This is a genomic window from Microbacterium sp. 2FI, assembly GCF_005502885.1.
Classification (GTDB): Bacteria; Actinomycetota; Actinomycetes; order Actinomycetales; family Microbacteriaceae; genus Microbacterium.
On the sequence record NZ_SCMR01000003.1, the window covers coordinates 65885 to 89424 of the forward strand.

23 protein-coding genes and 1 tRNA gene are annotated in these 23540 nt (G+C 70.6%); 12 read left to right on the forward strand and 12 right to left on the reverse strand.

Annotated elements, in window-relative coordinates:
• Positions 1-10: 10 nt before the first annotated feature.
• Complete coding sequence (gene ppsA, locus FFS15_RS04250; RefSeq protein ID WP_137843763.1) at positions 11-2404, reverse strand: phosphoenolpyruvate synthase; 2394 nt, start codon at positions 2402-2404, stop codon at positions 11-13.
• A 218-nt stretch (positions 2405-2622) separates the two neighbouring features.
• Here ppsA and adhP point away from each other — a divergent pair, with 218 nt between their 5' ends.
• From adhP to FFS15_RS04280, 6 genes are all read left to right on the forward strand, one after another.
• A complete protein-coding gene (gene adhP, locus FFS15_RS04255; RefSeq protein WP_137843764.1) occupies positions 2623-3633 on the forward strand; it encodes an alcohol dehydrogenase AdhP in 1011 nt (336 codons plus the stop codon).
• A gap of 36 nt (positions 3634-3669) precedes the next feature.
• Complete coding sequence (locus FFS15_RS04260) at positions 3670-4086, forward strand: hypothetical protein (RefSeq protein WP_137843765.1); 417 nt, start codon at positions 3670-3672, stop codon at positions 4084-4086.
• An 83-nt stretch (positions 4087-4169) separates the two neighbouring features.
• Positions 4170-5342 (forward strand): acyl-CoA desaturase, encoded by a 1173-nt coding sequence (locus FFS15_RS04265; RefSeq protein ID WP_249353742.1) that lies wholly within the window; start codon positions 4170-4172, stop codon positions 5340-5342.
• Positions 5343-5451: 109 nt separating this feature from the next.
• Entirely contained in the window at positions 5452-6609 is a 1158-nt protein-coding gene (locus tag FFS15_RS04270) for an NAD(P) transhydrogenase subunit alpha (RefSeq protein WP_249353704.1), read from the forward strand.
• On the forward strand, positions 6609-6908 hold the full coding sequence (locus FFS15_RS04275) for an NAD(P) transhydrogenase subunit alpha (RefSeq protein WP_137843767.1): 300 nt from the start codon (positions 6609-6611) through the stop codon (positions 6906-6908). The genes FFS15_RS04270 and FFS15_RS04275 overlap by 1 nt, the downstream gene beginning before the upstream one ends.
• Positions 6905-8284: an NAD(P)(+) transhydrogenase (Re/Si-specific) subunit beta gene (locus FFS15_RS04280; RefSeq protein WP_137843768.1), complete on the forward strand. Its 1380-nt coding sequence runs from the start codon at positions 6905-6907 to the stop codon at positions 8282-8284. Before FFS15_RS04275 ends, FFS15_RS04280 begins: the two co-directional genes overlap by 4 nt.
• Positions 8285-8307: 23 nt before the next feature.
• On the opposite strand, the gene FFS15_RS04285 is transcribed toward FFS15_RS04280, so the two are convergent.
• The 3 genes from FFS15_RS04285 to FFS15_RS04295 form a co-directional block, all read right to left on the reverse strand.
• Entirely contained in the window at positions 8308-8670 is a 363-nt protein-coding gene (locus FFS15_RS04285; protein WP_137843769.1) for an Lsr2 family protein, read from the reverse strand.
• Positions 8671-8767: 97 nt separating this feature from the next.
• Positions 8768-9643, reverse strand: a complete 876-nt coding sequence (locus tag FFS15_RS04290) for a helix-turn-helix transcriptional regulator (RefSeq protein WP_249353706.1) — start codon at positions 9641-9643, stop codon at positions 8768-8770.
• Positions 9644-9816: 173 nt separating this feature from the next.
• A complete protein-coding gene (locus FFS15_RS04295) occupies positions 9817-10353 on the reverse strand; it encodes a methylated-DNA--[protein]-cysteine S-methyltransferase (RefSeq protein WP_137843770.1) in 537 nt (178 codons plus the stop codon).
• 237 nt (positions 10354-10590) lie between these two features.
• On the opposite strand from FFS15_RS04295, the gene FFS15_RS04300 reads away from it, so the two are divergent.
• On the forward strand, positions 10591-14259 hold the full coding sequence (locus tag FFS15_RS04300; protein WP_171013093.1) for an AAA family ATPase: 3669 nt from the start codon (positions 10591-10593) through the stop codon (positions 14257-14259).
• Entirely contained in the window at positions 14246-14449 is a 204-nt protein-coding gene (locus FFS15_RS04305) for a hypothetical protein (RefSeq protein ID WP_137843771.1), read from the forward strand. The genes FFS15_RS04300 and FFS15_RS04305 overlap by 14 nt, the downstream gene beginning before the upstream one ends.
• Positions 14450-14456: 7 nt before the next feature.
• Here FFS15_RS04305 and mscL read toward each other — a convergent pair whose 3' ends face one another.
• From mscL to FFS15_RS04320, 3 genes are read right to left on the reverse strand one after another with little or no spacing between them, the layout of a single operon-like run.
• Entirely contained in the window at positions 14457-14885 is a 429-nt protein-coding gene (gene mscL / locus FFS15_RS04310) for a large conductance mechanosensitive channel protein MscL (RefSeq protein WP_137843772.1), read from the reverse strand.
• 33 nt (positions 14886-14918) lie between these two features.
• Positions 14919-15239, reverse strand: coding sequence for an FmdB family zinc ribbon protein (locus FFS15_RS04315; protein WP_137843773.1), 321 nt, complete (start codon positions 15237-15239; stop codon positions 14919-14921).
• 15 nt (positions 15240-15254) lie between these two features.
• A complete protein-coding gene (locus FFS15_RS04320; RefSeq protein ID WP_137843774.1) occupies positions 15255-15851 on the reverse strand; it encodes a 5-formyltetrahydrofolate cyclo-ligase in 597 nt (198 codons plus the stop codon).
• A gap of 100 nt (positions 15852-15951) precedes the next feature.
• Here FFS15_RS04320 and galU point away from each other — a divergent pair, with 100 nt between their 5' ends.
• From galU to FFS15_RS04340, 4 genes are all read left to right on the forward strand, one after another.
• Entirely contained in the window at positions 15952-16839 is an 888-nt protein-coding gene (gene galU / locus FFS15_RS04325; protein WP_137843775.1) for a UTP--glucose-1-phosphate uridylyltransferase GalU, read from the forward strand.
• 23 nt (positions 16840-16862) lie between these two features.
• Positions 16863-17492, forward strand: coding sequence for a GNAT family protein (locus FFS15_RS04330; RefSeq protein ID WP_137843776.1), 630 nt, complete (start codon positions 16863-16865; stop codon positions 17490-17492).
• A gap of 57 nt (positions 17493-17549) precedes the next feature.
• Positions 17550-18434 (forward strand): large exoprotein, encoded by an 885-nt coding sequence (locus tag FFS15_RS04335; RefSeq protein WP_137843777.1) that lies wholly within the window; start codon positions 17550-17552, stop codon positions 18432-18434.
• 85 nt (positions 18435-18519) lie between these two features.
• A tRNA-Ala gene (locus tag FFS15_RS04340) sits at positions 18520-18592 on the forward strand.
• A gap of 58 nt (positions 18593-18650) precedes the next feature.
• Here the strand turns inward: FFS15_RS04340 and FFS15_RS18940 are convergent.
• Genes FFS15_RS18940 through hemQ form a run of 5 tightly spaced genes read right to left on the reverse strand, consistent with a single transcriptional unit; the run spans position 18651 to position 23520 of the window.
• The gene (locus FFS15_RS18940; protein WP_137843778.1) at positions 18651-19577 is read right to left on the reverse strand and encodes an O-acetyl-ADP-ribose deacetylase; all 927 of its coding nucleotides are present in this window, start codon (positions 19575-19577) and stop codon (positions 18651-18653) included.
• 1 nt (position 19578) lies between these two features.
• Complete coding sequence (locus FFS15_RS04350; RefSeq protein WP_137843779.1) at positions 19579-20946, reverse strand: glutamate-1-semialdehyde 2,1-aminomutase; 1368 nt, start codon at positions 20944-20946, stop codon at positions 19579-19581.
• Complete coding sequence (hemB, locus tag FFS15_RS04355) at positions 20934-21917, reverse strand: porphobilinogen synthase (RefSeq protein WP_137843780.1); 984 nt, start codon at positions 21915-21917, stop codon at positions 20934-20936. The genes FFS15_RS04350 and hemB overlap by 13 nt, the downstream gene beginning before the upstream one ends.
• Positions 21914-22840 (reverse strand): hydroxymethylbilane synthase, encoded by a 927-nt coding sequence (gene hemC, locus FFS15_RS04360; protein WP_137843781.1) that lies wholly within the window; start codon positions 22838-22840, stop codon positions 21914-21916. The genes hemB and hemC overlap by 4 nt, the downstream gene beginning before the upstream one ends.
• Positions 22837-23520, reverse strand: coding sequence for a hydrogen peroxide-dependent heme synthase (gene hemQ, locus FFS15_RS04365; RefSeq protein ID WP_137843782.1), 684 nt, complete (start codon positions 23518-23520; stop codon positions 22837-22839). Before hemQ ends, hemC begins: the two co-directional genes overlap by 4 nt.
• Between the last annotated feature and the right edge of the window lie 20 nt (positions 23521-23540).

Genomic DNA, 23540 nt, shown 5'->3' on the forward strand with positions numbered 1-23540 from the left:
CGCGTCCTGATCAGACCGGAACAGCCGTCGAAGCCGACACCTCGGCCAGACGCAGCCACGTCTCGACGATGGCGTCGGCATTGAGAGACATCGACTGGATGCCGCGCGCGAGCAGCCATTCCGCGAGGTCGGGGTGATCCGAGGGACCCTGCCCGCAGATCCCGATGTACTTGCCGCGGCGGGTGCACGCCTCGATCGCGCGGGCGAAGAGGTCGAGCACGGCGGGGTCGCGCTCGTCGAACGATCCGGCCACGAGTGCGGAGTCGCGGTCGACGCCGAGGGTCAGCTGGGTCAGATCGTTCGAGCCGATCGAGAAACCGTCGAAGTGGTCCAGGAACGCGTCGGCGAGGATCGCGTTCGAGGGGATCTCGCACATCATCACGATCTCGAGCCCGTTCTCGCCGCGGCGCAGCCCGTTCTCGGCCAGCAGCGCGATCGTCGCCACGGCCTCGTCGACAGTGCGGACGAACGGGATCATGATCTTGAGGTTCATCAGCCCCATCCGGTCGCGGACGTGTCGCAGCGCCTCGCACTCCATGGCGAAGCACTCGCGGAAGCTCGGGGTCGTGTAGCGCGACGCTCCCCGCCAGCCGAGCATGGGGTTCTCCTCCTGCGGCTCGAAGAGGTCGCCGCCGACAAGCCCGGCGTACTCGTTCGTCTTGAAGTCGCTCATGCGAACGATGACCGGCTTCGGAGCGAACGCGGCCGCGATGGTCGCGACCCCCTCGGCGACGCGCTGGACGAAGAAGTCCCGGGGGGAAGAGTAGGCGCGCGTCCGCTCGGCGACGTCGGTGCGAAGCGGCTCGGGCAGGGTGTCGAACTCGGCGAGCGCGCGGGGATGGATGCCGATGGCGCGGTTGATGATGAACTCGAGTCGGGCGAGCCCCACGCCGCGGTTGGGCAGGCGCGCCAGCGTGAACGCCTGGTCGGGCACCGCCACGTTCAGCATGAGGTCGACGGGGATCTCGGGGATGCTGTCGAGCGGCGTCTCGTCGATCGCGTAGTCGAGGATGCCGCGGTAGACCAGCCCGTCGTCGCCCTCCGAGCACGAGACGGTGACGCCGGCCCCGTCTCGCAGCGTCGTCGTTCCGTCTCCGGTGCCGACGACGGCGGGAATCCCCAGTTCGCGGGCGACGATGGCGGCGTGACAGGTGCGGCCGCCGCTGTCGGTGACGATCGCCGAAGCCTGTTTCATGATCGGCTCCCAGTCGGGGTCGGTGCGGTCGGCCACCAGCACGTCGCCGGGTCGGAACTGATGCATGAGGGAGAGATCGTGCATCACGCGCACCGGACCGTGGCCGATCTTCTCGCCGACGGCGCGGCCGGCCGCGAGGACGTCGCTGCGGGCTCGCAGCTCGTATCGGCGCAGCACGCTGGGGTCGCGCCGCGTGACGACGGTCTCGGGGCGGGCCTGGACGATGAAGAGCGTGCCGTCCACGCCGTCAAGCGCCCACTCGATGTCCATCGGGCGCCCGTAGTGGGCCTCGATGACGAGCGCGCTCCGCGCCAGCTCCTCGACCTGAGGATCAGTGAGGCTGAACCGCGATCGTTCGTCGTCGTCGACGTCGGTGAGCACAGTGCTGTCGCCGATGCGCGTGCCCGCCGCGTAGCGCAGCGCGATCGCCTTCGTGCCGAGCTCGCGCCGGAGGATCGCGGGCCGCCCCGCCCGCAGCGCCGGCTTGTAGACGTAGAACTCGTCGGGATTCACCGAGCCCTGCACCACCGTCTCGCCGAGACCGTACGCGCTGGTGATGAAGACGACCTCGTCGAAGCCCGACTCGGTGTCGATCGTGAACATGACGCCCGACGCGCCGACATCCGATCTCACCATGAGCTGAACGCCGGCCGAGATGGCCATGTCGTCCTCGTCGAAGCCTCGCTGCGCCCGGTAGACGACGGCCCTGTCGGTGTAGAGCGACGCGAAGACGCCGCGGATGGCCTCGAGCACGTTCTCGATGCCCGCGATGTTGAGGAAGGTCTCCTGCTGCCCGGCGAAGGATGCGTCGGGAAGATCCTCGGCAGTCGCCGACGACCTGATCGCCCACGTCACCTGGTCGGGACGCGCCTGCTCGGCCACCAGCGCGTCGTATGCGGAGCGGATGCTCTGCTCGAGGCCGGCGGGGAACGGCTGACCCTCCACCCACGCGCGGATCCGGGCGGCGACCACGGCCAGCTCCTGCACATCACTCGTGTCGAGGCCCTCCAGCTCGGCCTGGATCCGAACGGCGAGGTCGTCGTGCGCCAGGAACGCACGGTAGGCGTCGGCCGTCGTCGCGAAGCCTCCGGGCACGCGGACGCCCACGCCGTGCAGGCGCGAGACCATCTCGCCGAGCGACGCGTTCTTGCCGCCGACCCGGGGAAGGTCAGCCATCGTGATGTCGCGGAACCAGAGCAGATCAGGCATGTCGGGGTCTCCCATCGGCGGTGCGGTCGTACGCGTACCATCGTGCGCGCCGTCGGTGAGGCATGCAGGGTCGAAGGTCCCACCAGCCCCGACGGCTCCGTTTCGGGTGGGACCTTCGGCCCAGTCGCCGCCGTCGCGGAGGCGGAACATGGCGAATGCGCCGGGTTCCGCGCGGACCTTCGCCCTCAGACCATCGCGCGACAAGAGAAAGACCCGCCATGAAAGCCGCCGTCGTCACATCGTTCACCGCGCCGCTCGAGGTCGGTGAGCGAGACATCCCCGAACCCGCGACGGGCGAGGTGCTCGTGCGCCTGGAAACCTGCGGGCTGTGCCACACCGACATCCACGCCGCGCGCGGCGACTGGCCCGTCAAGCCCGGACTGCCCTTCATCCCCGGCCACGAGGGTGTCGGCATCATCGAGAAGCTCGGCACCGGCGTCACGCACCGCTCGATCGGCGAGCGCGTCGCGCTCCCGTGGCTCGGCTACGCGTGCGGCGAGTGCCGCTACTGCATCGACGGCCGCGAGACGCTCTGCGAGCAGCAGCACAACAGCGGCTACTCCGTCGACGGCGGGTTCGCCGAATACGCCGTGGCCAGCGCGAAGCACGTCGTCACGGTCCCCGACGGAGTGACATCGTTGGATGCCGCACCCCTCACGTGCGCAGGTGTGACCACCTACAAGGCGCTCAAGGTCGCCGGCATCGTCCCGACCGAGCGCGTGGCCGTCTTCGGAATCGGCGGCCTCGGGCACCTCGCGGTGCAGTACGCGCGCCTCATGGGCGGATCCGTCATCGCCGTCGACATCGAGCAGCCCAAGCTCGAACTCGCTCGAGAGCTCGGGGCAGACCATCTGGTCAACGCCGCCGAGGTCGACCCCGTCGCCACGATCCAGGATCTCGGCGGTGCGGATGTCGCGGTGGTGCTCGCCGCGTCTCCTCGTGTGTTCGAGCAGGCGTTCTCGTCACTCAGCCGAGGCGGTCGCCTGATCTGCGTCGCACTCCCGAAGGACGAGAAGATGAGCGTCTCGATCTTCGAGACCGTGCTCAAGGGCATCTCGATCATCGGGTCGATCGTCGGCACGCGACAGGACCTCGCCGAGGTCTTCGCGCTCCACGCAGCCGGCCGCACCCGGATCATCGCCGAGGGCCGCAAGCTCGATGAGGTGAATGAAGCGATGGCCGAGGTGCTCTCGGGCGCCGTGCTGGCCCGCCTGGTGTTCGAGTACTGACGCTCACTGACACACCCGGGCGGATACACTCGCCCCGTGCGGATCCGGCCCATCGATCTCGTGGACGTCTTCGTCTACCTCGTCGTGCTGGGCGCGTTCATCCAGCTCTTCCCCGCCGTCATCACCGAGACGTTCCTGCTCGCGCTGCTGACCGCCATCCTGCTGAAGATCGTGCTCGAGGTCGTGCTGTGGGCGAAGAAGAAGATCGTGCACCGCTTCCGCACGGCCGACTCCACCGGCGCCCGCGTCACGAGCGCGATCACGCTGGTGCTCGTGCTGCCGGGGAGCAAGTTCCTCGTGCTCGGTCTCGTCGACCTGGCGTTCGGCGACACCGTGTCGCTGGGCGGCTTCTTCCAGGTGACGGCGCTCATCATCGTGCTGATGGTCGCGCGCGGCGGCACGCGCCGGCTCTTCGAACGAGCCGAAGACGACATGTCGGTGCGCACGGGCTGATCCCGGAATCCGCCTGTGCATCGACCGTGCATGCCGCTTCGTGAATGTGGTCGCCCGTATGCTCGGAACCAGCGGCCGGGTTTCTGCCCGCCGCACTCCAGCTCAGGCTCTCGGGTCCTGTTGCCGACCCGAGGAGCCGCCTTATCTCCGCCAGTGATGTCGTCGTCTCCACGCTCGGCCCGGTACGCCAGACGTACGCCAACCAGGAGACCTTCCCGCCCATCGCCCGCGCCTACACGCGCGTGTCGAATGTCGTGAAAGAGACGGGCCTCCTCGCCCGGACGCCCTGGTTCTACCTGATCGTCGGCAGCGTCATCGCGCTCGGCATCGGCGGCTGCATCACCGGGTTCATCCTGCTCGGCGACAGCTGGTTCCAGCTGCTGATCGCCGGCGCCCTCGGCATCCTGCTCACCCAGGCCGCCTTCCTCGCCCACGAGGCCGCGCACCGTCAGATCCTCTCCACGGGCCCCGCCAACCTGCGCCTCGCGCGCATCATCGCCAGCGGCGTGGTCGGCATGAGCATCTCGTGGTGGGACTCCAAGCACAGTCGTCACCACGCGAACCCCAACCGCGTGGGCCGCGACCCCGACATCGAGGTCGACACGATCTCGTTCCTCGATGAGGATGCCGCGAAGTCGCGGGGCCTGATCCGCCTCATCACCCGCAAGCAGGGGTGGCTGTTCTTCCCGCTGCTGACCCTCGAGGGCCTGAACCTGCACTACCAGGGTCTGCGTCACCTCCTCTTCACGCGCGAGCGCATCGAAGGCCGTTGGCTCGAGCTCACCCTCATCGTTCTGCGCCTCGCCGTCGTGCTGGTGCCGGTGTTCCTGCTGCTGCCGCTCGGCATGGCGTTCGCGTTCATGGGCGTGCAGCTCGCCGTCTTCGGCGTCTACATGGGCGCTTCGTTCGCGCCCAACCACAAGGGCATGCCGATCATCGCGGCCGATGCCCGCCTCGACTTCTTCAGCAAGCAGGTGCGCACCTCGCGCAACATCTCGGGCGGCTGGTGGGCGACCACCCTCATGGGCGGACTCAACTACCAGGTCGAGCACCACCTGTTCCCGAACATGGCGCGACCCCACCTCGCGCAGGCGCGCGAGATCGTGCGCGACTACTGCAAGACGCTCGACGTGCCCTACACCGAGACGACGCTGTGGAACTCGTACGGCATCGTCATCGAGTACCTCAACCGCGTCGGCCTCGCCGCGCGCGACCCGTTCGACTGCCCGGCCGCAGGTCAGATGCGCCGCGCCTGACGCAACGATTGCATCTCGCCCTCGCGCCCATCGGTCCTCGATGAGGGAACTCCTGGTTACGATGCCGGGAGTGCCTCGACGAGGAAGTCGCGGCGGGGAGTGAGGACACGTGCCGGTCACGGTACGCGTGCGCGTCGAGCGCACGCCCGGTGAGAAGCGGGTCGCGGCGTCGCCCGAGAGCGTGAAGAAGCTCGTCGCGTCGGGTGCGATCGTCGAGATCGAGGCGGGTGCAGGTGCGCCGGCGCGGGTGGCGGATGCCGCCTGCCGCGACGCCGGCGCCACGATCGTCGCGCCTGGCACGCCCGTGGGCGGCGGCATCCTGTTCCATGTCCGCCCGCTCACCGTGGCGGAGGTCGAGGCGCTGCCTTCCGGCACCGTGACGATCGGGGTCATGGACCCCTTCCAGAGCACCGCCGCCGTCGAGGCGGCGCGCACCGGGGGAGTGACCGCGTTCGCGCTCGACCTGCTGCCGCGCATCTCACGCGCGCAGTCGATGGACGTGCTGTCGTCGCAGGCGCTGCTGGCCGGGTACCGGCTCGTGACGCTGGCCGCCGACGCGTTCGGGCGCATGTTCGGCATGACGATGACTGCGGCCGGCACCCTCGCTCCCGCGCGCGTGCTGGTGCTCGGCGCCGGGGTCGCGGGGCTGCAGGCGATCGCGACGGCGAAGCGCCTCGGCGCGATCGTGTCGGCCAACGACGTTCGCGCGGCATCCGCCGACGAAGTGCGCTCGGTCGGCGGCACCTTCATCGACCTCGATCTCGGAACCGCCGACGCGAGCGGCGGCTATGCGAAGGAACTCGCCGAAGACCGCGCTCGACGGCAGCAGGAGCTGCTCGCGCCGCACGTGGCGACGGCCGACATCCTCATCACCACCGCCGCCGTGCCGGGACGCGCGGCGCCGCGGCTCGTGACGGCGGCGATGGTCGCCGCCATGAAGCCCGGATCCGTGCTCGTCGACCTCGCGGCCGAATCCGGCGGCAACATCGAGGGGTCCGTCGCGGGGGAGCGGCTCGACGTGGCCGTCACCGGCGGCACGGTCGCCCTCATCGGCGCGCGCGACATCCAGTCGGATCTCGCGCCAGACGCCTCGAAGCTGTATGCCATGAACTGCGCGAACTTCACCGCGCTCATCGTGAAGGACGGAGAACTCGTGCTCGACTTCGACGACGAGCTCGTCACCGGAAGCGTCGTCACCCACGAGGGCGCGATCGTGAACGAGCGGGTCTCGGCCGTGATCCAGGCACCGAACGGGGTGAGCGCCTGATGGACGGCTTCGCGCTGCTGACGATCACGATCCTCGCGGTCTTCCTCGGGTTCGAGGTCGTATCGAAGGTCTCGAGCACCCTCCACACGCCGCTCATGAGCGAGGCGAACGCCATTCACGGCATCATCCTGCTCGGCGCGGTGATGGTGGCAGGACAGGCCGAGGACGCGCTCGCGATCGTCCTGTCGATCGTCGCGGTGGTACTCGCGACCATCAACGTCGTCGGCGGCTTCGTCGTCACCGACCGCATGCTCGTGATGTTCTCGGCGAAGCCGCGACGGACGGGGGCGAGCGCATGATCCTGCTGCCGCCCGAAGTGGTCACCGTCTGCTACATCGTCGCCGCGGTGCTGTTCATCCTCGCGCTCAAAGGGCTCGGCAATCCGCGCACGGCGCGGCGGGCGAATCTGCTCGGCGCCGGAGGCGCCGCGATCGCCGTGCTGGCGTACATGCTGAGCGTGGAGCTTCGGAACCCGGTGTGGATCATCGGTGCGATCGTCGTCGGCGCCGTCATCGCGGTCGCGACGGCCCGTCGCGTGCAGATGACCCAGATGCCGCAGCTCGTCGCCGCCTTCAACGGCGTCGGCGGCGGGGCTGCGGCGCTCGTCGCGCTCGTCGAGGTCGGACACTCCGAGAGCCCGTGGTCGCTCGTCGTCGTGGCCGTGACCGTGCTCATCGGCGGGGTCTCGCTCACCGGCTCGTTCGTCACCTTCGGGAAGCTCCAAGGACTCGTCACGACCCGCGCGGTGACCTTCCCGGGCCTCCGGGCGCTCATGATCGCGCTCGTCCTCGCAGCAGTCGGGGCCGGTGCCGCCCTCGTCATCACGGGCGACGCCGTCTACGCGTTCGTCCTGGTCGCCCTCGGGCTGCTGCTCGGCGTCTTCCTCGTGCTGCCCATCGGCGGCGCCGATGTGCCGATCGTGATCTCGCTGCTGAACGCCTTCACCGGCCTCGCGGTCGCGGCCTCCGGCCTCGTGCTCGCCAACGTGCTGCTGCTGATCGCGGGCACCCTCGTGGGTGCGAGCGGCACGATCCTCACGATGGCGATGGCCAAGGCCATGGGGCGGACCGTCACCGGCATCGTCTTCGGCGCGTTCCGCGCGACGGTGGCCGGTGCTTCAGGCGGCGGGGCGAGCGATCGCCCGGTGCGCACGATGGATGCCGACGACGTCGCGATCCTGCTCGACTACGCCCAGCGCGTGGTGATCGTGCCCGGCTACGGGCTCGCGGTCGCGGGCGCCCACCACGCTGCGGCCGAACTCGCCGAGGTGCTGCGCGAACGCGGCGTCGACGTGGTGTTCGGCATCCATCCGGTCGCCGGGCGCATGCCCGGGCACATGAATGTGCTGCTGGCCGAAGCGAATGTGCCGTATGACGCGCTGGTGGAAATGGACGACGTGAATCCGCGATTCAAGACGACCGATCTGGTCCTCGTCGTCGGTGCGAATGACGTCGTGAATCCCGCGGCGAAGACCTCGCCCGGCTCCCCAATTTACGGAATGCCGATTCTCACGGTCGCCGATGCGCAGCAGGTGGTCTTTCTCAAGCGCTCGCTGAATCCGGGATTCGCCGGAATCGACAATGAACTCTTCTTCGACCCGAAGGTGTCGATCGTGCTCGGCGACGCCAAGCACACGCTCACGAAGCTGCTCTCGGCGGTGAAGACGACCGCCTGAGTGGGTTGCGGATCAGCGTGCGGTCAGTGTGCGGCTTCGTACGCCTCGAGGACGGATGCCGGCACGCGCCCGCGCTCAGATACCGTGTAGCCGTTGCTCTTGGCCCACGCGCGGATCGCGCTGTAGTCCTGCTGGCCCGTGCGACGCCGTTTGCGCGCGGCGGAGGCAGCGGCGGACGATCCGGACGAACTGCGTGACGATGAGATCGAGCGGGCCGCATCGACGAACGGGGCGATCGCCTCGCGGAGAGCCGCCGCATTCTCGGTGGTCAGATCGATCTCGTAGGCGGTTCCGTCGAGCGAGAACAGAACGGTCTCGCCGTCGCCGACTTCGAGAATGGTGCCGTCGAGATCGTCGACGAGCTGATGCACGATTTTGCGGGCCATAGGTGTCACATTAGGCGGAATTGGGGCACAGCACTATCGTGCATTCCGCGCGTGCCCGAATTGCGGTGTCGATTCGCGGCGAAAAAGGAAATGCCGATCAGGGGAGAAGGCCTGCGCGCCGCGCCCGCGCGACGGCGGCATGTCGGGTCGAGGCGTCGAGCTTCGCCATCGCCGACTGCAGGTAGGACTTGACGGTGCCTTCGCGGAGCCCGAGGGTCTCGCCGATCTCGGCGTTGGTGGCGCCGATCGCCGCGCACGCGAGCACGTCGGTCTCGCGGCGAGAGAGGTGCACCTCGAGTTCGAGCGTCGGCTCGGCATCGGTCTTCGACAGCGCGGCGAGGCGCTCCTCGATGCGGGCGAGGCGCTCGCGCAGGGCCGGATCGTCGACCCCGGCGGCGATCGTGCGGAGCTCGGCGTAGGTCTGGCGCAGCTCTTCACGCGCTGCGGGAGCCATGGCCGGCGCTTCGGTCGAGCGTGGGACCAGGGTGAGTCGGCGAGCGACTTCGTCGCGCACGCGCAACTCGGTGGACAGCTCGCCCGCCACCGCGAAGGCCGACTGCGCGACCACCTCGCCGACCGGCTCTTCGGCCCACGAGCCGCAGTAGATGACACCACGGGCGCGCGCGCCGACGACCACCGGGATCGCGAACAGGGTCGAGATGCCCTCGCCGAGGACGGCGCGGTCGTAGTCGTGGGTGATGCTGCGGGCGGAGCGGTAGTCGAGGGTGAGGCGCGCCCGCTTCTCGACGAGGGCGCGGCCGCCGAGTCCGCGTTCGGGGCGGACGACGAGACCTTCGAGGCTGCGGGTGCGGGCGCCGACGATCGACGTGATCGGAATCGCACCGTCGATCTCGAGCCCGCCGAAGGCCACGGGGAAGCGCGTGCGGCGGACGAGTTCGGCGACGGCGCGCGCGAGAACCTGCGCGTCGCTCTCACCAGGCGACGGCGGCTCGATGCTGCGAAGTGCTCCCACGCACAACCTGCTTCCGGGGAGACGGCTGCCGTGCCGCCTGTCGCGACGACTTTACCATCGGGCCGTACCCGGGATCGGGCTGATGGGGTGGGAGAGATGACCAGGAGCCCATCGACGCACGGTCCGGCCGGACTGCCGTGTGCCGACCGGACCGTGCATCGTGCGCGGGCGGCCTACTCGCCCGCGGTCTGTGCGAGCGCGGCGAGCTCGAGATCGATCAGGAACCGCTTCACCTCGGGGTGGCCGCCGTACTCGCCGAGCGACCCGTCGGCGCGGACGACGCGGTGCACCGGCACGACGATCGAGAACGGCGTCGTCGCGCATGCGGTGCCGACGGCTCGTGCGGCGCGGGGACTGCCCGCCGCGATCGCGACCTCTCCGTACCCGGCGGTCTCGCCGTAGGGGATGTCGCACACGGCGCGCAGCGCCTCGCCCGTGAAGCCGCGGACCAGTCGCCAGTCCAGCGCGAGGTCGAACGTGCGGCGGGCGCCCGCGAAGTACTCGTCGAGCTGTGCTGCGGCGTCGGTGGCGGCATCCGTCTCCTCGTGGATCGGTGCCGCGTGAAGGAGGCGACTGATCACGGCGATCTCTTCGGAGGCGGCGTCGTGGACCGGGTGGAGGGTCACGATGCCGGCGTCGGTCGTGACGATCAGGATGTCGCCGACGGGGGACGGATGAAGCAGGAATCGGGGGGCGTCCTCGGGGGTCATGCGACCATCCTGGCGCTGCGGCACCCGCAGCCGGGCGGGCGCGCGCTATCGGGGAGAACTGCGGTGCGAACCAGGCCTGGGGAGGAACCGCTGATCACTCGGCGTGTCTGCCAATACCGCGAAACCCGCCTCGCCTGCAAGGGCCTCGCAGCGACGCCGCCTAGTCTGGCTCGTGTGTGGCGAGCAGAAGGCAGCGCCGTGGTCGGCGCAGAAGATGTCGAGCCCGGGATCTCGGTGATGCCCGGCGATCTCGGCCTTGCCGAGCCCGACGTGACGGTGATGCACATCGCCGAACCCGAGCGCGATCGCCTGCGCGTACAGGCTGCCGAGCTCGGCGGCCGCTCGACGCTGCTGCACTTCTCCGACGCCCACGACGCCTCGATCGAGATCACCAAGGCGCATCCGGGCAGCCTGCCGCAGTTCATCACCGGCCGCTCGACGCTGCTGTCGAATCTGTATCGCGACGAGGTGGCCCTGCGCGGCGCCCGGCTCGCCGCCGAGCGCATCACGGCGAAGAACCTCGAGCTGCGGACGACACGGGGGCTGGATGCCGTCCGCCTCGCCGTCGGCCTCGCCTCGTGGAGCATCGGCGGCATGGCGTGCACCGCGCCGGTGCTGCTGCGGCCGCTCGCGATCCGCCGGCACCACACCGACTTCGAGCTGAAGCTGCACGGCACCGTGTCGGTGAATCCCGAGCTCGTCCGGGCGCTGCGCACGCACTTCGGCATCTACCTCGACGGCACAGCCCTCGCAGCCCTCGCCCACGAAGGCGGCGTCTTCAAGCCGCAGCCGGTGATCGACCACCTGCGCGCCCTCACCGCCGACGTCGAGAGCTTCACCGTCAAGCCGCGCCTGCTGGTATCGAGCTTCGCCGACGTGGGCGGGGCGATGGCGCGGGATGCCGTCGACCTCGACCACCCGGTGCTCAACGCCCTCGCGGGTCACCCCGACGACCGCGAGCGGCTGACCGCCCGTCGAGACGTGGCGCCGCAGACCGGCCCCGACGACCGCCCGCCGGGCGCCGACAACCTGCTGCTGGACGCCGACTCCGAGCAGGAGCGCGTGCTCGCCCGCATCACCGCCGGGCAGTCGCTCGCCGTGCACACGCTTCCGGGAACGGGCGGCACCCAGACGGTCATCAACGCGGTCGGTGCGCTCATCCGCGACGGCAATCGGGTGCTGGTCGTCAGCGCTCGCCGATCGACCCTCGACGGCATCCGTCATCGCCTCGCAGGCATCGGCCTGCCGGGTCTCGCCGTCTCGCCCGGCCACGTGCAGCGCGACCTCATCCGCGCGATCGGCCGGAATGAGAAGGCCGAGCAGCCCAAGGTCGCCGACATCGACGAGGCGCTCGTGCGCCTGCGCGGCGTGCTGCGCGATTACCGCGGCGCCGTCACGACGACCCATCCCTCGCTCGGCGTCTCGGTGCTCGACATCCTGCGCCGCCTGTCGCGGCTCGCGGGCAGCGACCCTGCGCCGTCGACGGCGGCGCGCTTCGACGCGGCGACGCTCGAGCGCATCGCGCCCGTGCGTGCGGAGGCTGCGACCAAGCTCGCCACCGCGGCACGGCTGGGTGAGTTCCGCTTCGGCCCCGACGACTCGCCCTGGTACGGCGTGTCGTTCTCGACGACCGAGCAGGCGCGTGCGGCTCACGCGCTCGCCGGGAAGCTCCACCAGCACGACCTGCCCGCTCTCCTCGAGCGCGGCTACGAGCTCATCGCGCAGACGCGCATGCGCCCGTTCGCGACGGTCTCAGAACTCGGCGCCTACCTGAAGCTGCTGCTCGGCATCCGCGATTCCCTCGACCGATTCAGCCTCACCGTGTTCGAGCGGCCACTCACCGAGCTGATCCAGGCGCACGGTCCGCGCCGCGACGCGCCCAACCTCAGCGGCGCCAACCGGAGGCGGCTGCGTCGCCTTTCTCGCGAGTACGTCCGCCCCGGCGTCCACGTCGCCGACATGCACGAGGCCCTCGTACGCATCCAGCAGCAGCGCACCGACTGGCAGCGACTGGTCGACGTCGGCGTGCTGCCCGAGGTGCCGCTCGGCCTCGCCGATGTGCACGTCGCATGGCAGCGCGTGGATGCCGAGCTCGCCGAGCTCGATGCGACCCTTGGCCGCACCGGTGCCGACCGGCTCGCGACGCAGCCGGTCACGCAGCTCGTCCGGATCCTGGCGGGCCTGGCCGCCGAGTCCGACGTCTTCGACAACCTGCGCGAGCGCGTGACCCTGCGCACCGAGCTCGCAGCCCTCGGCCTCGAGCCGCTGCTGGCCGAGCTGTCGGTGCGCCACGTGCCCGAGGCGCAGGTCGCCGCCGAACTCGAGCACGCCTGGTGGCAGTCCGCGCTCGAGCACCTGCTGCGTCAGGATCGCGCGCTCCTCGGCGCGAACACCGCCGTCGTCGACCGCCTCGAGCGCGACTACCGTCTCGTGGATGAGGCGCATGCCGCGGCATCCGGTCCTCTCCTCGCAGCGCAGCTCGCGACGCAATGGCGCATCGGGATCGTCGACGAGGCGGCCGAGGCGGCCGCCCTCAAGCAGGCGCTGCGCACCCCCACGGCGACGCCGGGTGAGCTCATCGCCGCCGCTCCGACGCTGATGCGCACGCTGGCGCCGGTGTGGCTCGCTTCCCCCTACGAGGTCGCCGAGATTCCGGCGCACCACGGCTTCGACGTCGTGATCATCGCGGATGCCGCCGCGCTCTGCCTCGCCGAAGCCGCCCCCGCGCTGCGTCGGGCGAACCAGGTGGTCGTGTTCGGCGACCCCGTCACGCAGAAGCCGACGCCGTTCCGCGTGGCGGCGAGCATCTCAGCCGCAGACGTCGAGCCCGAGCCCGACGAGCCGTTCGACGCCGACAGCATCTTCGTGCGGCTCGCCGATCTGCTGCCGGTGGAGACCCTCACCCGCAGCTATCGGGCCGGCGGCGAGGATCTCGCCGAGCTCGTCAACGACGCGTTCTACGGCGGCGAGCTGGTGTCGTTCCCGTGGGCGGGCTCGTATCTCGGCCGCGGGAGCCTCGGCGTCGACTACGTCGAGGGCGGCACCGGCGCGCCCGACCCCGTCACCGGGGCGGTCGAGAGCCCGGATGCCGAGGTCGCGCGTGTCGTGACCCTCGTCGTCGAGCATGCCGTCAACCGCGGCACCGAATCGCTCATGGTCGTCACGGCCAGCGTCAAGCATGCCGAGCGCATCCGCGGTGCCGTCGAGGCGGCGTTCGCGGGTCGCTCGGACGTCGCCGACTTCGTCTCGCGCGACACGGCCGAGCCGTTCGCGGTGCTGACGCTCGAGGAGTCGGTCGCCGAGAGCCGCGACCGCGTCGTCTTCTCACTCGGCTTCGGCCTCACCAAGCACGGCCGCGTGCTGAGCGACTTCGGCGACCTGTCGACCCCCGACGGCGAACGTCTGCTCACCGTCGGCATGACACGCGCACGGCGCTCGATGGTGATCGTGTCGTCGATCCGGCCGTCGGCCTTCGACGACGGCCGACTCGAGTACGGCGCGGCCACCCTCATGTCGATCCTCGGCGGCATCGCCGCCCGCGCGCGCCAGGCGCGGCTGGAAGATCTCGCCGACCCGCTGACGCTCGCCCTCGCGCACGAGCTGCGCGCGCTCGGCCTCGCGGTCGACGTGCACTACCGCGGCCTGCTGCCTCTCGTCGCGCAGTTCGACGGGCGCGCGGTCGTCGTCGAGAGCGATCCCGAGACGATCGGTGAATCGCTTCGAGAGTCGCTGCGGCTGCGTCCGCAGATCCTGCGCCGCCTCGGATGGCACTACGTGCGCGTGCACTCGTTCGACCTCTACAGCGATCCCGCCGGCGTCGCAGCCCGCATCGCGTCCCTCGTGGGAGTCTCGCCCGAGGCGTCGAAGGCCGAGACCGACACCCAGCCGATCGATGTCATCGAGTAAGAGGCAGCGGATCGAGAAGGTCCCCGGCTCCCGACGTGCAAAGCTCACGCCGGCGCCGGGCACGACCGCCGAACCGCGCCCGGCGGACGACGAGAAGACGGATGCCGCGGACGGAGAGGCGGCAGCATCCGGAACGGTCGCCGGCCCCAACGACGAACGCATGCGGCGGGACGTGCCGCCGCACTGGTGAGCCGGCGTCAGACCTTCGCGGCGGGGGTGTCGTTCTGACGCTCGAGAAGGTCGCGGATCTGGATGAGCAGCTCCTGCTCGGTGGGAAGCTCGGAGGCTTCTTCTTCGGCGACGCCGGCCTTCGCGGCCGCGCGCTCCTTGACCTTGTTCATCGGGTAGACGAAGACGAAGTAGACCACGACCGCGACGGCGAGGAAGTTGATGATCGCGCCGAGGATCGCGCCGAAGGCGAAGAACACCTCGTCGCCGTTGATGTTCTCGACGGTCCACCCGACCTTGTCGAGGCTGCTCGCGTTGAAGACGAGGGCGATCAGGGGGTTGATGAGTCCGGCCACGATCGCGTTGACGATCAGGGTGAACGCGGCGCCGATGACCACCGCGACGGCCAGGTCGATGACGTTTCCGCGGAGGATGAACTCCTTGAAGCCCTTGATCACGTGATGCCCCTCACTGTCGCCGGCTCCCGCCGGTCATGAACCCGTCGACGCGGGCGAGGCCTTCGCCTCGGATTTCGATGATGTCGAAGATGACGACGAGTCGCCACCGGATGACGAACTCGACGAGCCCGACGAGCCTTCGCTGGGCTTCGCGGATGCCGACCCCGACTGTGCGCTCGCGCGGGAGTCGGTGCGGTAGAAGCCCGATCCGTTGAAGGTGACGCCGATCGAGCCGTACTCCTTGCGGAGCACTCCGCTGCACTCGGGGCATTCGGTGAGCGCGGGTTCGGCGAAGGACTGGACGGCGTCGAACCGGTGGCCGCAGTTCTTGCAGGCGTAGGCGTAGGTGGGCATGTCTCTCTCGGGCGTTCAGCGCCGCTCGGGCGCGAGGGTGAGGGTCTGGGTGGGCGTGACGACGCCGGTGACCGACTGGTCGTGCACGTCGCTCGGCACGAGGTCGACGACCTCGGAGTCGAAGACGACGGCGTACACCGGAGGGCAGCGCTCCATCGAGCCGAGGGTCTTGTCGAAGTAGCCGCGGCCCCAGCCGAGGCGCATGCCACGGCTGTCGACGGCGGCGGCGGGGATGACGAGCAGGTCGACGTCGCCTGCGGCGATCGGACCGAGCAGTTCGCCTGTGGGTTCGGGGAGGCCGAAGAGGCCCTCGGCGATCTCGCCCTCGGGGGTCGCGATCGCCCAGTCGATGAGCCCGTCGGCGCGCGTCACCGGCAGGAGCACCCGGATGCCGCGGCGGACCGCGTCGGTCACGAAAGCACGGGTGCCGGGCTCGGTGGTGGTCGAGAGGAAGCAGGACATCGACCGGACGCCGAGTCGCTCGACGAGGGCGTCGAGCTGGGCGTGGATGCCGACGGCGGCCGCGTCGCGCGCCTGCGGGGTGAGCAGCTGGCGCCGCTCGCGAAGCTCGGCGCGCAGCGCCCGCTTGGCGTCTGCGATCGCGTCGGACATGCCGTCGAGTCTACGGCGCGGGGGCGCGGCCAGACTCCCGCTCTCCATGTGCACCGCACGGAACCGCGGCGAATGTCGACGCTGTACGTAGAATCGGGGAATGCCTCATACCCCCATCAAGGCGGTCATCCCCGCGGCCGGTCTCGGCACACGCTTCCTTCCTGCCACCAAGGCGATGCCCAAGGAGATGCTCCCCGTCGTCGACAAGCCGGCGATCCAGTACGTGGTCGAAGAGGCCGCGGCGGCGGGCATCGACGACATCCTCGTCATCATCGGGCGCAACAAGAATGCGATCTCGAACCACTTCGACGCGGTTCCCGAGCTCGAGGTGAAGCTGAAGGACAAGGGCGACGAGGATCGCCTGCGCCGCGTGGTGCAGTCGAGCGACCTCGCCGACATCCACTTCGTCCGCCAGGGCGAGCCGCGCGGACTCGGTCACGCCGTGCTGCGCGCGAAGGCGCACGTGGGTGCGTCGTCGTTCGCCGTCATGCTCGGCGACGACCTCATCGACGAGCGCGATGAGCTGCTCACCACGATGATCGCCGAGCACGAGCGCACCGGTGCCGCCGTCGTCGCCCTCATGGAGGTCGACCCGGATCACATCCACATGTACGGTGCCGCTGCGGTGGAGGAGACCGACCGGGACGGGATCGTCAAGGTCACCGGCCTCGTCGAGAAGCCCAAGCCCGAAGACGCGCCGTCGAACCTCGCGATCATCGGCCGCTACGTGCTGAGCCCGTCGGTGTTCGAGATCCTCGAGCGCACCGAGCCCGGCAAGGGCGGCGAGATCCAGCTCACCGACGCCCTGCAGGAGCTCGCCGCCGACCCCGACGGGCCTGGCGTGTACGGCGTCGTGTTCCGGGGTCGCCGATACGACACCGGCGATAGGGTGGACTACATCAAGGCCATCGTGCAGCTCGCCGCCGACCGCGAGGATCTCGGCCCCGAACTGCGTCCCTGGTTCAAGGAGTTCGCGGCGACACTCTGACGCCGCTCGTGCGAGGGGGTGCGGTGGATCTGACGGTTCCGCGTCGGCACGGCCCCGTGTCGATCCGACTCGTGCGGCAGCGCGATGCGCGCGTGCTGCAGAACGAGCTGCTCGCCAATCGCGAGTGGCTGCAGCCGTGGGAGGCGACGAGCCCCGACGGCCCGGTGTCTTTCGACATGAAGCTGGGCGTCCGGCGCCTGCTGCAGCAGTACCGCGACGGTGCCGGGGTTCCGTTCGTCATGGAGTACGGCGGCGAGGTCGCCGGGCAGCTGAACGTGTGGGGCATCTCGCGGGGGTCGCTCGCCTCGGCGACGATCGGGTACTGGGTGGGACGGCGCTTCGCGGGTCGCGGAATCACGCCGGTCTCCGTCGCGCTCGCCACAGACATCTGCTTCAGCGAGCTGCGCATCCACCGCATGGAGATCTGCATCCGTCCGGAGAACCAGGCGAGCCTGCGCGTGGTCGAGAAGCTCGGCTTCCGCTACGAAGGTCTGCGGCGCCGGTTCATCCACATCGACGGCGACTGGCGCGACCACTACGCCTTCGCACTCGTGCGAGAGGACGTGCCCGAAGGCGTGCTGCAGCGGTGGGTCGCCGGGCGAGTGCCGCAGGACGCCGCCACGATCCCGCCGTCGGACCGACTCCACGCATAGGGCGACACGCAACGGATGCCGCGGCCTCGGCATCCGTCATCGCCTAGCGTGGTCCCCATGGGTGGGCAGGTGCTGGGCGGGGGAGTGATCGTGCTCGTCGCTGCGCTCCTGTGGCTCGTGTATCTGCTGCCCTCGTGGCACAGCCGCCGACAGTACGACGCGGCCGAGCGCAATGCCGTGCGGCTGAATCAGGCGCTGCGCGTGCTCGCCGAGACCAGCGAAACCCCTGATGAGGTGCGGCTCGAGCTGAACGCCCGCACCGCACTCGCGCAGCAGCGACTCGCGCGGCGCGCGCTCGCGCATCGCGAATCGGCGGCTCTCGAACAGGCGAAGGTCGACCTCGAAGAGGCACGGCATGCCCGAATCGCCGCGCGCGAAGCGCCGGCCGCGCGCCGTGCGAGAGCGCGAAGGACGCTGCGGCTGATCGCGACGACGATCGTGCTCGCCGGCATCGGCGTCGCGACGTGGGGAGCGTTCGAGGTCGTGACGAGCGGAGCCCAGCTGCTCCTGTGGACGGGGGTGGGCGCGAGCGTCACCGCCGCTCTCGTGCTGCGGCGCATGTCGCGTGTCGGGGCGCGCACGTTCGTCGCCGCGACGGATGCCGAAACCCGTGTCGCGGTCGCATCGTCGCTGCAGGATCTGACGCTCGAGTCGGAGCGACGCGAGTGGGCGCCGCGAGAGCTGCCGCGGCCACTCACGGCATCGGCCGGTTCGCGCGCCGCGGCGGTGCTCGATGCCGAGGCCGCACGCGAGGCGCTGCGCACCGCCGCACTCGAGGAATCCATCCGTCAGCGTGCCGAAGCGCAGGCTCCGCCCTCGATCGGCACGGCGCGCGCTGCGCGCTCCGGCGCCCTGGATGTCTCCCGCATGGGCTACGTCGACGATGCCGAGATCGAGGCGCACGTGCGCGACCTGCTGGCGCGGCGGGCGTCCGGGCAGTAGTCCTGCAGGGCGCTCGCGAGGGTCGTGCGGGGGTCGTGCGGATTCGGAGCGGGTGTTCCTGCGTGATAGTGTTTACGAGGTTTACGGGCCTGTGGCGCAGTTGGTAGCGCGCCTCGTTCGCATCGAGGAGGTCAGGGGTTCAAATCCCCTCAGGTCCACCGAAAACCGGAAAGCCCCCGAGGAATCGGGGGCTTTCTTCCTGCCTGCGCGGGTGGGTCAGCGCGGCGGCGGGGCGGGGTAGCGGTCGTCGGTGCACCAGCCGATCTCCCACCCGAGGCTGTCGTCGAAGTAGTCGGCGTACGAGATCGGACGACCGTAGGTCTGCTCGACGCGGGCCAGCAGGCCCGCGTACCAGGCGACGTAGGCCGGGTCGTCGGCGAGCGGCTCGAGCGTGGGCATTGCGGCGAGCATCGCGTCGGCGAGCTCGGCGCGCGGAGTCAGCGCATCGACGTGTCGCCCCAGGAACTCGTTCACCGCACCGGTCGTGTACGCCACCTGCGCTCGAGGGTCGGCGAGGTCGCCGGCCTGGGTTCGCCAGTACATGCCCGAGGCCGACATTCCTGGGTGGATTCGCACGCGGTGGTATCCGCGCTCGTGCAGCACGCGCACCGCCTGCAGGATGCGCACGGCGGGGGCGGTGGCGAGGGCTGCGGTGATCCGGCGGTGGGTGGCGTCGTCGAACGCGACGAGCCGCACCTCGTCGATCGTGGCCGTGGCGGTTGCCGCGGCCGCGATCGCCTCGACCGCGATGAGGATCGCCTCGTCGCGCGGCCAGCCGTAGACGCCGGCGCTGACGAGCGGGAACGCGATGCTGCGGGCGCCGAGCTCACCCGCGACCTCGATCGAGCGCCGGTAGCAGGAGGCGAGCAGGGCGGGGTCGCGCTCGCCGGCGGTGTGATTGGGGCCGACGGTGTGGACGACCCAGCGCGCGGGGAGGCGTCCGGCGGTCGTCCAGCCGGCATCTCCCGTGGCAAGGCCCCGCGGGAACCGTGCGATGCAGTCCTCAAGGATCGCCTGGCCGCCGGCACGGTGGATCGCGCCGTCGACTCCGCCGCCGCCGCGCATCGCGCGGTTCGCGGCGTTGACGATGACGTCGACGACCTCGGCGGTGATGTCGCCGCGCACGGCCGTCAGGCGCGTCATGTCAGCTCGCGGTGGGTGCTGTCGCCTCGGCGGCCGCACGTGCGGCCGCGGGCAGCGCGTCGATGATCTGCCGGACGGCCTCGTCGTCGTGCGCGGCCGAGACGAACCACGCCTCGAACACCGACGGCGGCAGCGAGACACCCTGCTCGAGCATCGCGCGGAAGAACGGCGGGTAGCGGAACGCCTCCTGCGCCTTCACGGTGTCGTAGTCGTGCGGTGCAGTCTCGGCGAACTGGATCGAGAAGAGATTCCCCGAGCGCTGCACGACGTGCGTGACGCCTTCGGCGGAGAGTGCGGATGCCGCGGCGTCGGCGATCTGTGCGGCCGCGTTGTCGATGCGGGCGTAGGCGGCGGCGTCGAGGTGGTCGAGCGTCGCGCGTCCGGCCGCGACCGCGAGCGGATTGCCGCTGAGCGTTCCCGCCTGGTAGACGGGGCCGAGGGGCGCGAGCAGCTCCATGAGCGACGCCGACCCGCCGAGGGCCGCGAGCGGCAGCCCGCCGCCGACGACCTTGCCGAAGGTGATCAGGTCAGGCGAGAACGGGACCGGGTCGATGCCGTACCAGCCGGCCGGGCCGACGCGGAAGCCCGTGAGCACCTCGTCGAGGATCAGCAGGGCGCCGTGGGCGTGGGCGATCGCGGCGATCGCGGCGTTGAAGCCGTGCGCGGGCGGCACGATGCCCATGTTCGCCGGCGCTGCCTCGACGATGATCGCGGCGATGTCGTCGCCGCGCGCGGCGAACACCTCGCGCACCGCGTCGAGGTCGTTGTACGCGATCACGAGGGTCTGCGCGGCGATGGGTGCGGGGACCCCGGCCGACCCCGGCATCGCGAGTGTCGCGACACCCGAACCCGCCTCGGCGAGGAGACCGTCAGAGTGCCCGTGGTAGTGGCCCGCGAACTTCACGATCAGGTCGCGTCCGGTCGCGCCGCGCGCGAGGCGGATCGCGGTCATCGTCGCCTCGGTGCCGGTCGAGACGAGGCGCACGCGCTCGATCGGACGCGTTTCGTCTCGCTTCGCTCGCTCAACGACCGGCGGGCGGACGACGCGCTGCTCGATGAGCTCGGCGAGCGAGGTCTCGCCCGGGGTCGATGCGCCGAAGCCGAGGCCGTGGGCCGCGGCATCCTGGACTGCCTTGACGACCGCGGGATGCGCGTGACCGAGGATCGCCGGACCCCACGACCCGACGAGGTCGACGTACTCGCGACCCTCGACGTCGGTGACGCGCGGGCCCGAGGCGGACACGAAGAAGCGGGGGGTGGTGCCGACCGAGCCGAACGCGCGCACGGGAGAGTTGACTCCGCCCGGCATGGCGGCGCGGGCGCGCTCGAACTCCTGGACGTTGGTCGTCTGCGTGCTCATCGGATCCATCCCGCCAGTTCCACGGCCCAATAGGTGAGGACGGCATCGGCGCCGGCGCGACGGATGCCGAGCACCGACTCTTCGACGGCGCGGCGGCGGTCGATCCAGCCGTGGGCGGCTGCGGCCTCGATCATCGCGTACTCGCCCGACACCTGGTACGCCCACACGGGCACCGGGCTGGATGCCGCCGCATCGGCCAGCACATCGAGGTAGCTCATCGCGGGCTTGACCATCACGACGTCGGCGCCCTCGGCGACATCGAGGTCGATTTCGCGGAGGCCCTCGCGGCGGTTCGCCGGATCGAGCTGATACGTGCGGCGGTCGCCCTCGAGCGAGGACTGCACGGCCTCACGGAAGGGGCCGTAGAAGGCCGAGGCGTACTTGGCGGCGTACCCGAGGATGGGCGTGTTCGTGAAGCCGGCGCCGTCGAGCGCCGAGCGCACTTCGGCGACCTGGCCGTCCATCATGCCGCTGAGGCCGAGCAGCTGCGAGCCCGCCTCTGCCTGCGCGATCGCCATGTCGCGGTAGCGAAGGTTCGTGGCGTCGTTGTCGACGTACCCCCGGGCATCGAGCACGCCGCAGTGGCCGTGGTCGGTGAACTCGTCGAGGCACAGATCGGTCTGCACGACGAGGGCATCGCCTGCCTCTGCGACTGCGATGCGCGTCGCGACGTTCAGGATGCCGTCGGGATCGGTCGCGCCGGACCCGATGGCATCCTTGTGCTCCGGGACGCCGAAGAGCATCACGCCGCCGATGCCGGCCTCGGCCGCCCCGGCGATCGCACGGCGGAGCGAATCGGTGCTGTGCTGCACGACGCCCGGCATCGACGAGATCGGCACGGGCTCGGCAGCGCCCTCGCGCACGAACATCGGCAGCACGAGGTCGGCGGGGTGCAGGCGGGTCTCGGAGACGAGACGGCGCATCGCGGGCGTGGCGCGCAGGCGCCGGGGACGGTACGGACGGTCGGGGTGATCGATCATGGGCGGGCTCCGGTGAGTCCGGCGGCGCCCGCATCGAGCAGTTCGCGCGCGGCACCTTCGGCGACGTCGCGTGCGACATCGCCGTCGTCGGGCCAGACCGCGGCGTGCGAAGAGGTGAGGACGGTCGCGCCGTCGAGGCTGTAGACGCTCGCCGACAGCAGCAGCAGGCCCGCGTCGACGACGGCGCGCGCGCCGACCGGTGCCGAGCAGCCGGCCTCGAGGAGCGCGAGCACGTGGCGCTCGGCCTCGACAGCGGCACGGGTCTCGACGTGATCGAGGGCGCGCACAAGGCGCTCGTCGCCGCGGCGCACCTCGATCGCAAGCGCTCCCTGCCCGGGGGCGGTGGGCCAGCGGTCGGCGTCGAGGTACTCCGTGACGGCCTCGGTGCGACCCAGGCGCTTGAGGCCGGCGGCGGCGAGGACGACGGCATCCAGATCTCCCGGCGCGACGCGACCGAGCCGGGTGTCGACGTTGCCGCGGATGTCGACGACCACGAGGTCGGGGCGGCGCGCCCGCAGCTGCGCCATGCGGCGGGGCGAGCCGGTGCCGACGCGAGCGCCGTCGGGGAGAGTCTCGAGCGTGAGGCCGTCGCGCGCGCACAGGGCGTCGCGGGGGTCTTCGCGTGCCGGGATCGCGGCCACGACGAGCTGGTCGTGCGGCGCGGTCGGCAGGTCCTTCAGCGAGTGCACGATGACGTCGCAGCGGCCCTCGAGCAGGGCGTCGCGGAGGGCTCCGGTGAACAGACCCGCGCCGCCCGCGCGTGAGAGCGGCTCGTTCGAGCGGTCGCCGTCCGTCGTGATCGTGATGAGCTCGGTCTTCGTGCCGGTGGCGTCTGCGAGGTCGTCGGCGACCATCCCGGTCTGGGCGAGCGCGAGCGCGCTGCCGCGGGTGCCGATGCGCAGCGTGCCGCCGGACGTCGTCACGCGAGCACCTCGGCGATCTCGTCGAGCGTGATGCGGCGCCCGGTGAAGAACGGGACCTCTTCGCGGACGTGCCGGCGCGCCTCGGTCTGGCGCAGGTGCCGCATGAGGTCGACGAGGTCGACGAGCTCGGGGGCCTCGAGCGCGAGGATCCACTCGTAGTCGCCGAGCGCGAACGACGCGACGGTGTTCGCGAGCACCTGACGGTACTCGGCGCCCTTGCGACCGTGATCGGCGAGCATCTGGCGGCGCTCGTCGTCGGGAAGGATGTACCAGTCGTACGACCGCACGAACGGGTAGACGGTGAGCCAGGCCTCAGGCTCTTTGCCGCGCATGAAGGCGGGCAGGTGGCTGGCGGTGAACTCGGCGTCGCGGTGTACCCCCATCGCGTTCCACACCGGCATGAGCGACGCGAGCGGCTCGGCGCGGCGGAGGATGCGGAGGGCGGCCTGAAGCACCTGGGGGTCGGTGCCGTGCAGCCAGATCATGAGGTCGGCGTCGGCGCGCAGGCCCGAGACGTCGTAGAAGCCGCGGACGGTGACACCGGATGCTTCGACCTCCGCGACAGCGGCGGTGAGGTCGCCGCCGGCCGCGGGACGGGTGTGGTTGCGGCGGAACACGGCCCACAGCGTGTAGCCGAGCGTCTCGCTCTCGGACGTGGGGGCAGCCGAGGTTTCGCTCATCCCTCCATTCTTCCACCCCG

Coding starts and splice junctions, on each gene's coding strand:
- hemQ (WP_137843782.1), bottom strand. CDS start 23,520: ATGAGCGAAACCTCGGCTGCCCCCACGTCCGAGAGCGAGACGCTCGGC.
- FFS15_RS04280 (WP_137843768.1), top strand. CDS start 6,905: ATGATCCTGCTGCCGCCCGAAGTGGTCACCGTCTGCTACATCGTCGCC.
- FFS15_RS04295 (WP_137843770.1), bottom strand. CDS start 10,353: ATGACCCCCGAGGACGCCCCCCGATTCCTGCTTCATCCGTCCCCCGTC.
- FFS15_RS04350 (WP_137843779.1), bottom strand. CDS start 20,946: ATGGATCCGATGAGCACGCAGACGACCAACGTCCAGGAGTTCGAGCGC.
- galU (WP_137843775.1), top strand. CDS start 15,952: ATGCCTCATACCCCCATCAAGGCGGTCATCCCCGCGGCCGGTCTCGGC.
- FFS15_RS04335 (WP_137843777.1), top strand. CDS start 17,550: ATGGGTGGGCAGGTGCTGGGCGGGGGAGTGATCGTGCTCGTCGCTGCG.
- FFS15_RS04300 (WP_171013093.1), top strand. CDS start 10,591: ATGCCCGGCGATCTCGGCCTTGCCGAGCCCGACGTGACGGTGATGCAC.
- FFS15_RS04285 (WP_137843769.1), bottom strand. CDS start 8,670: ATGGCCCGCAAAATCGTGCATCAGCTCGTCGACGATCTCGACGGCACC.
- FFS15_RS18940 (WP_137843778.1), bottom strand. CDS start 19,577: ATGACGCGCCTGACGGCCGTGCGCGGCGACATCACCGCCGAGGTCGTC.
- FFS15_RS04315 (WP_137843773.1), bottom strand. CDS start 15,239: ATGCCCACCTACGCCTACGCCTGCAAGAACTGCGGCCACCGGTTCGAC.
- ppsA (WP_137843763.1), bottom strand. CDS start 2,404: ATGCCTGATCTGCTCTGGTTCCGCGACATCACGATGGCTGACCTTCCC.
- adhP (WP_137843764.1), top strand. CDS start 2,623: ATGAAAGCCGCCGTCGTCACATCGTTCACCGCGCCGCTCGAGGTCGGT.
- hemB (WP_137843780.1), bottom strand. CDS start 21,917: ATGATCGATCACCCCGACCGTCCGTACCGTCCCCGGCGCCTGCGCGCC.
- FFS15_RS04305 (WP_137843771.1), top strand. CDS start 14,246: ATGTCATCGAGTAAGAGGCAGCGGATCGAGAAGGTCCCCGGCTCCCGA.
- FFS15_RS04320 (WP_137843774.1), bottom strand. CDS start 15,851: ATGTCCGACGCGATCGCAGACGCCAAGCGGGCGCTGCGCGCCGAGCTT.
- FFS15_RS04275 (WP_137843767.1), top strand. CDS start 6,609: ATGGACGGCTTCGCGCTGCTGACGATCACGATCCTCGCGGTCTTCCTC.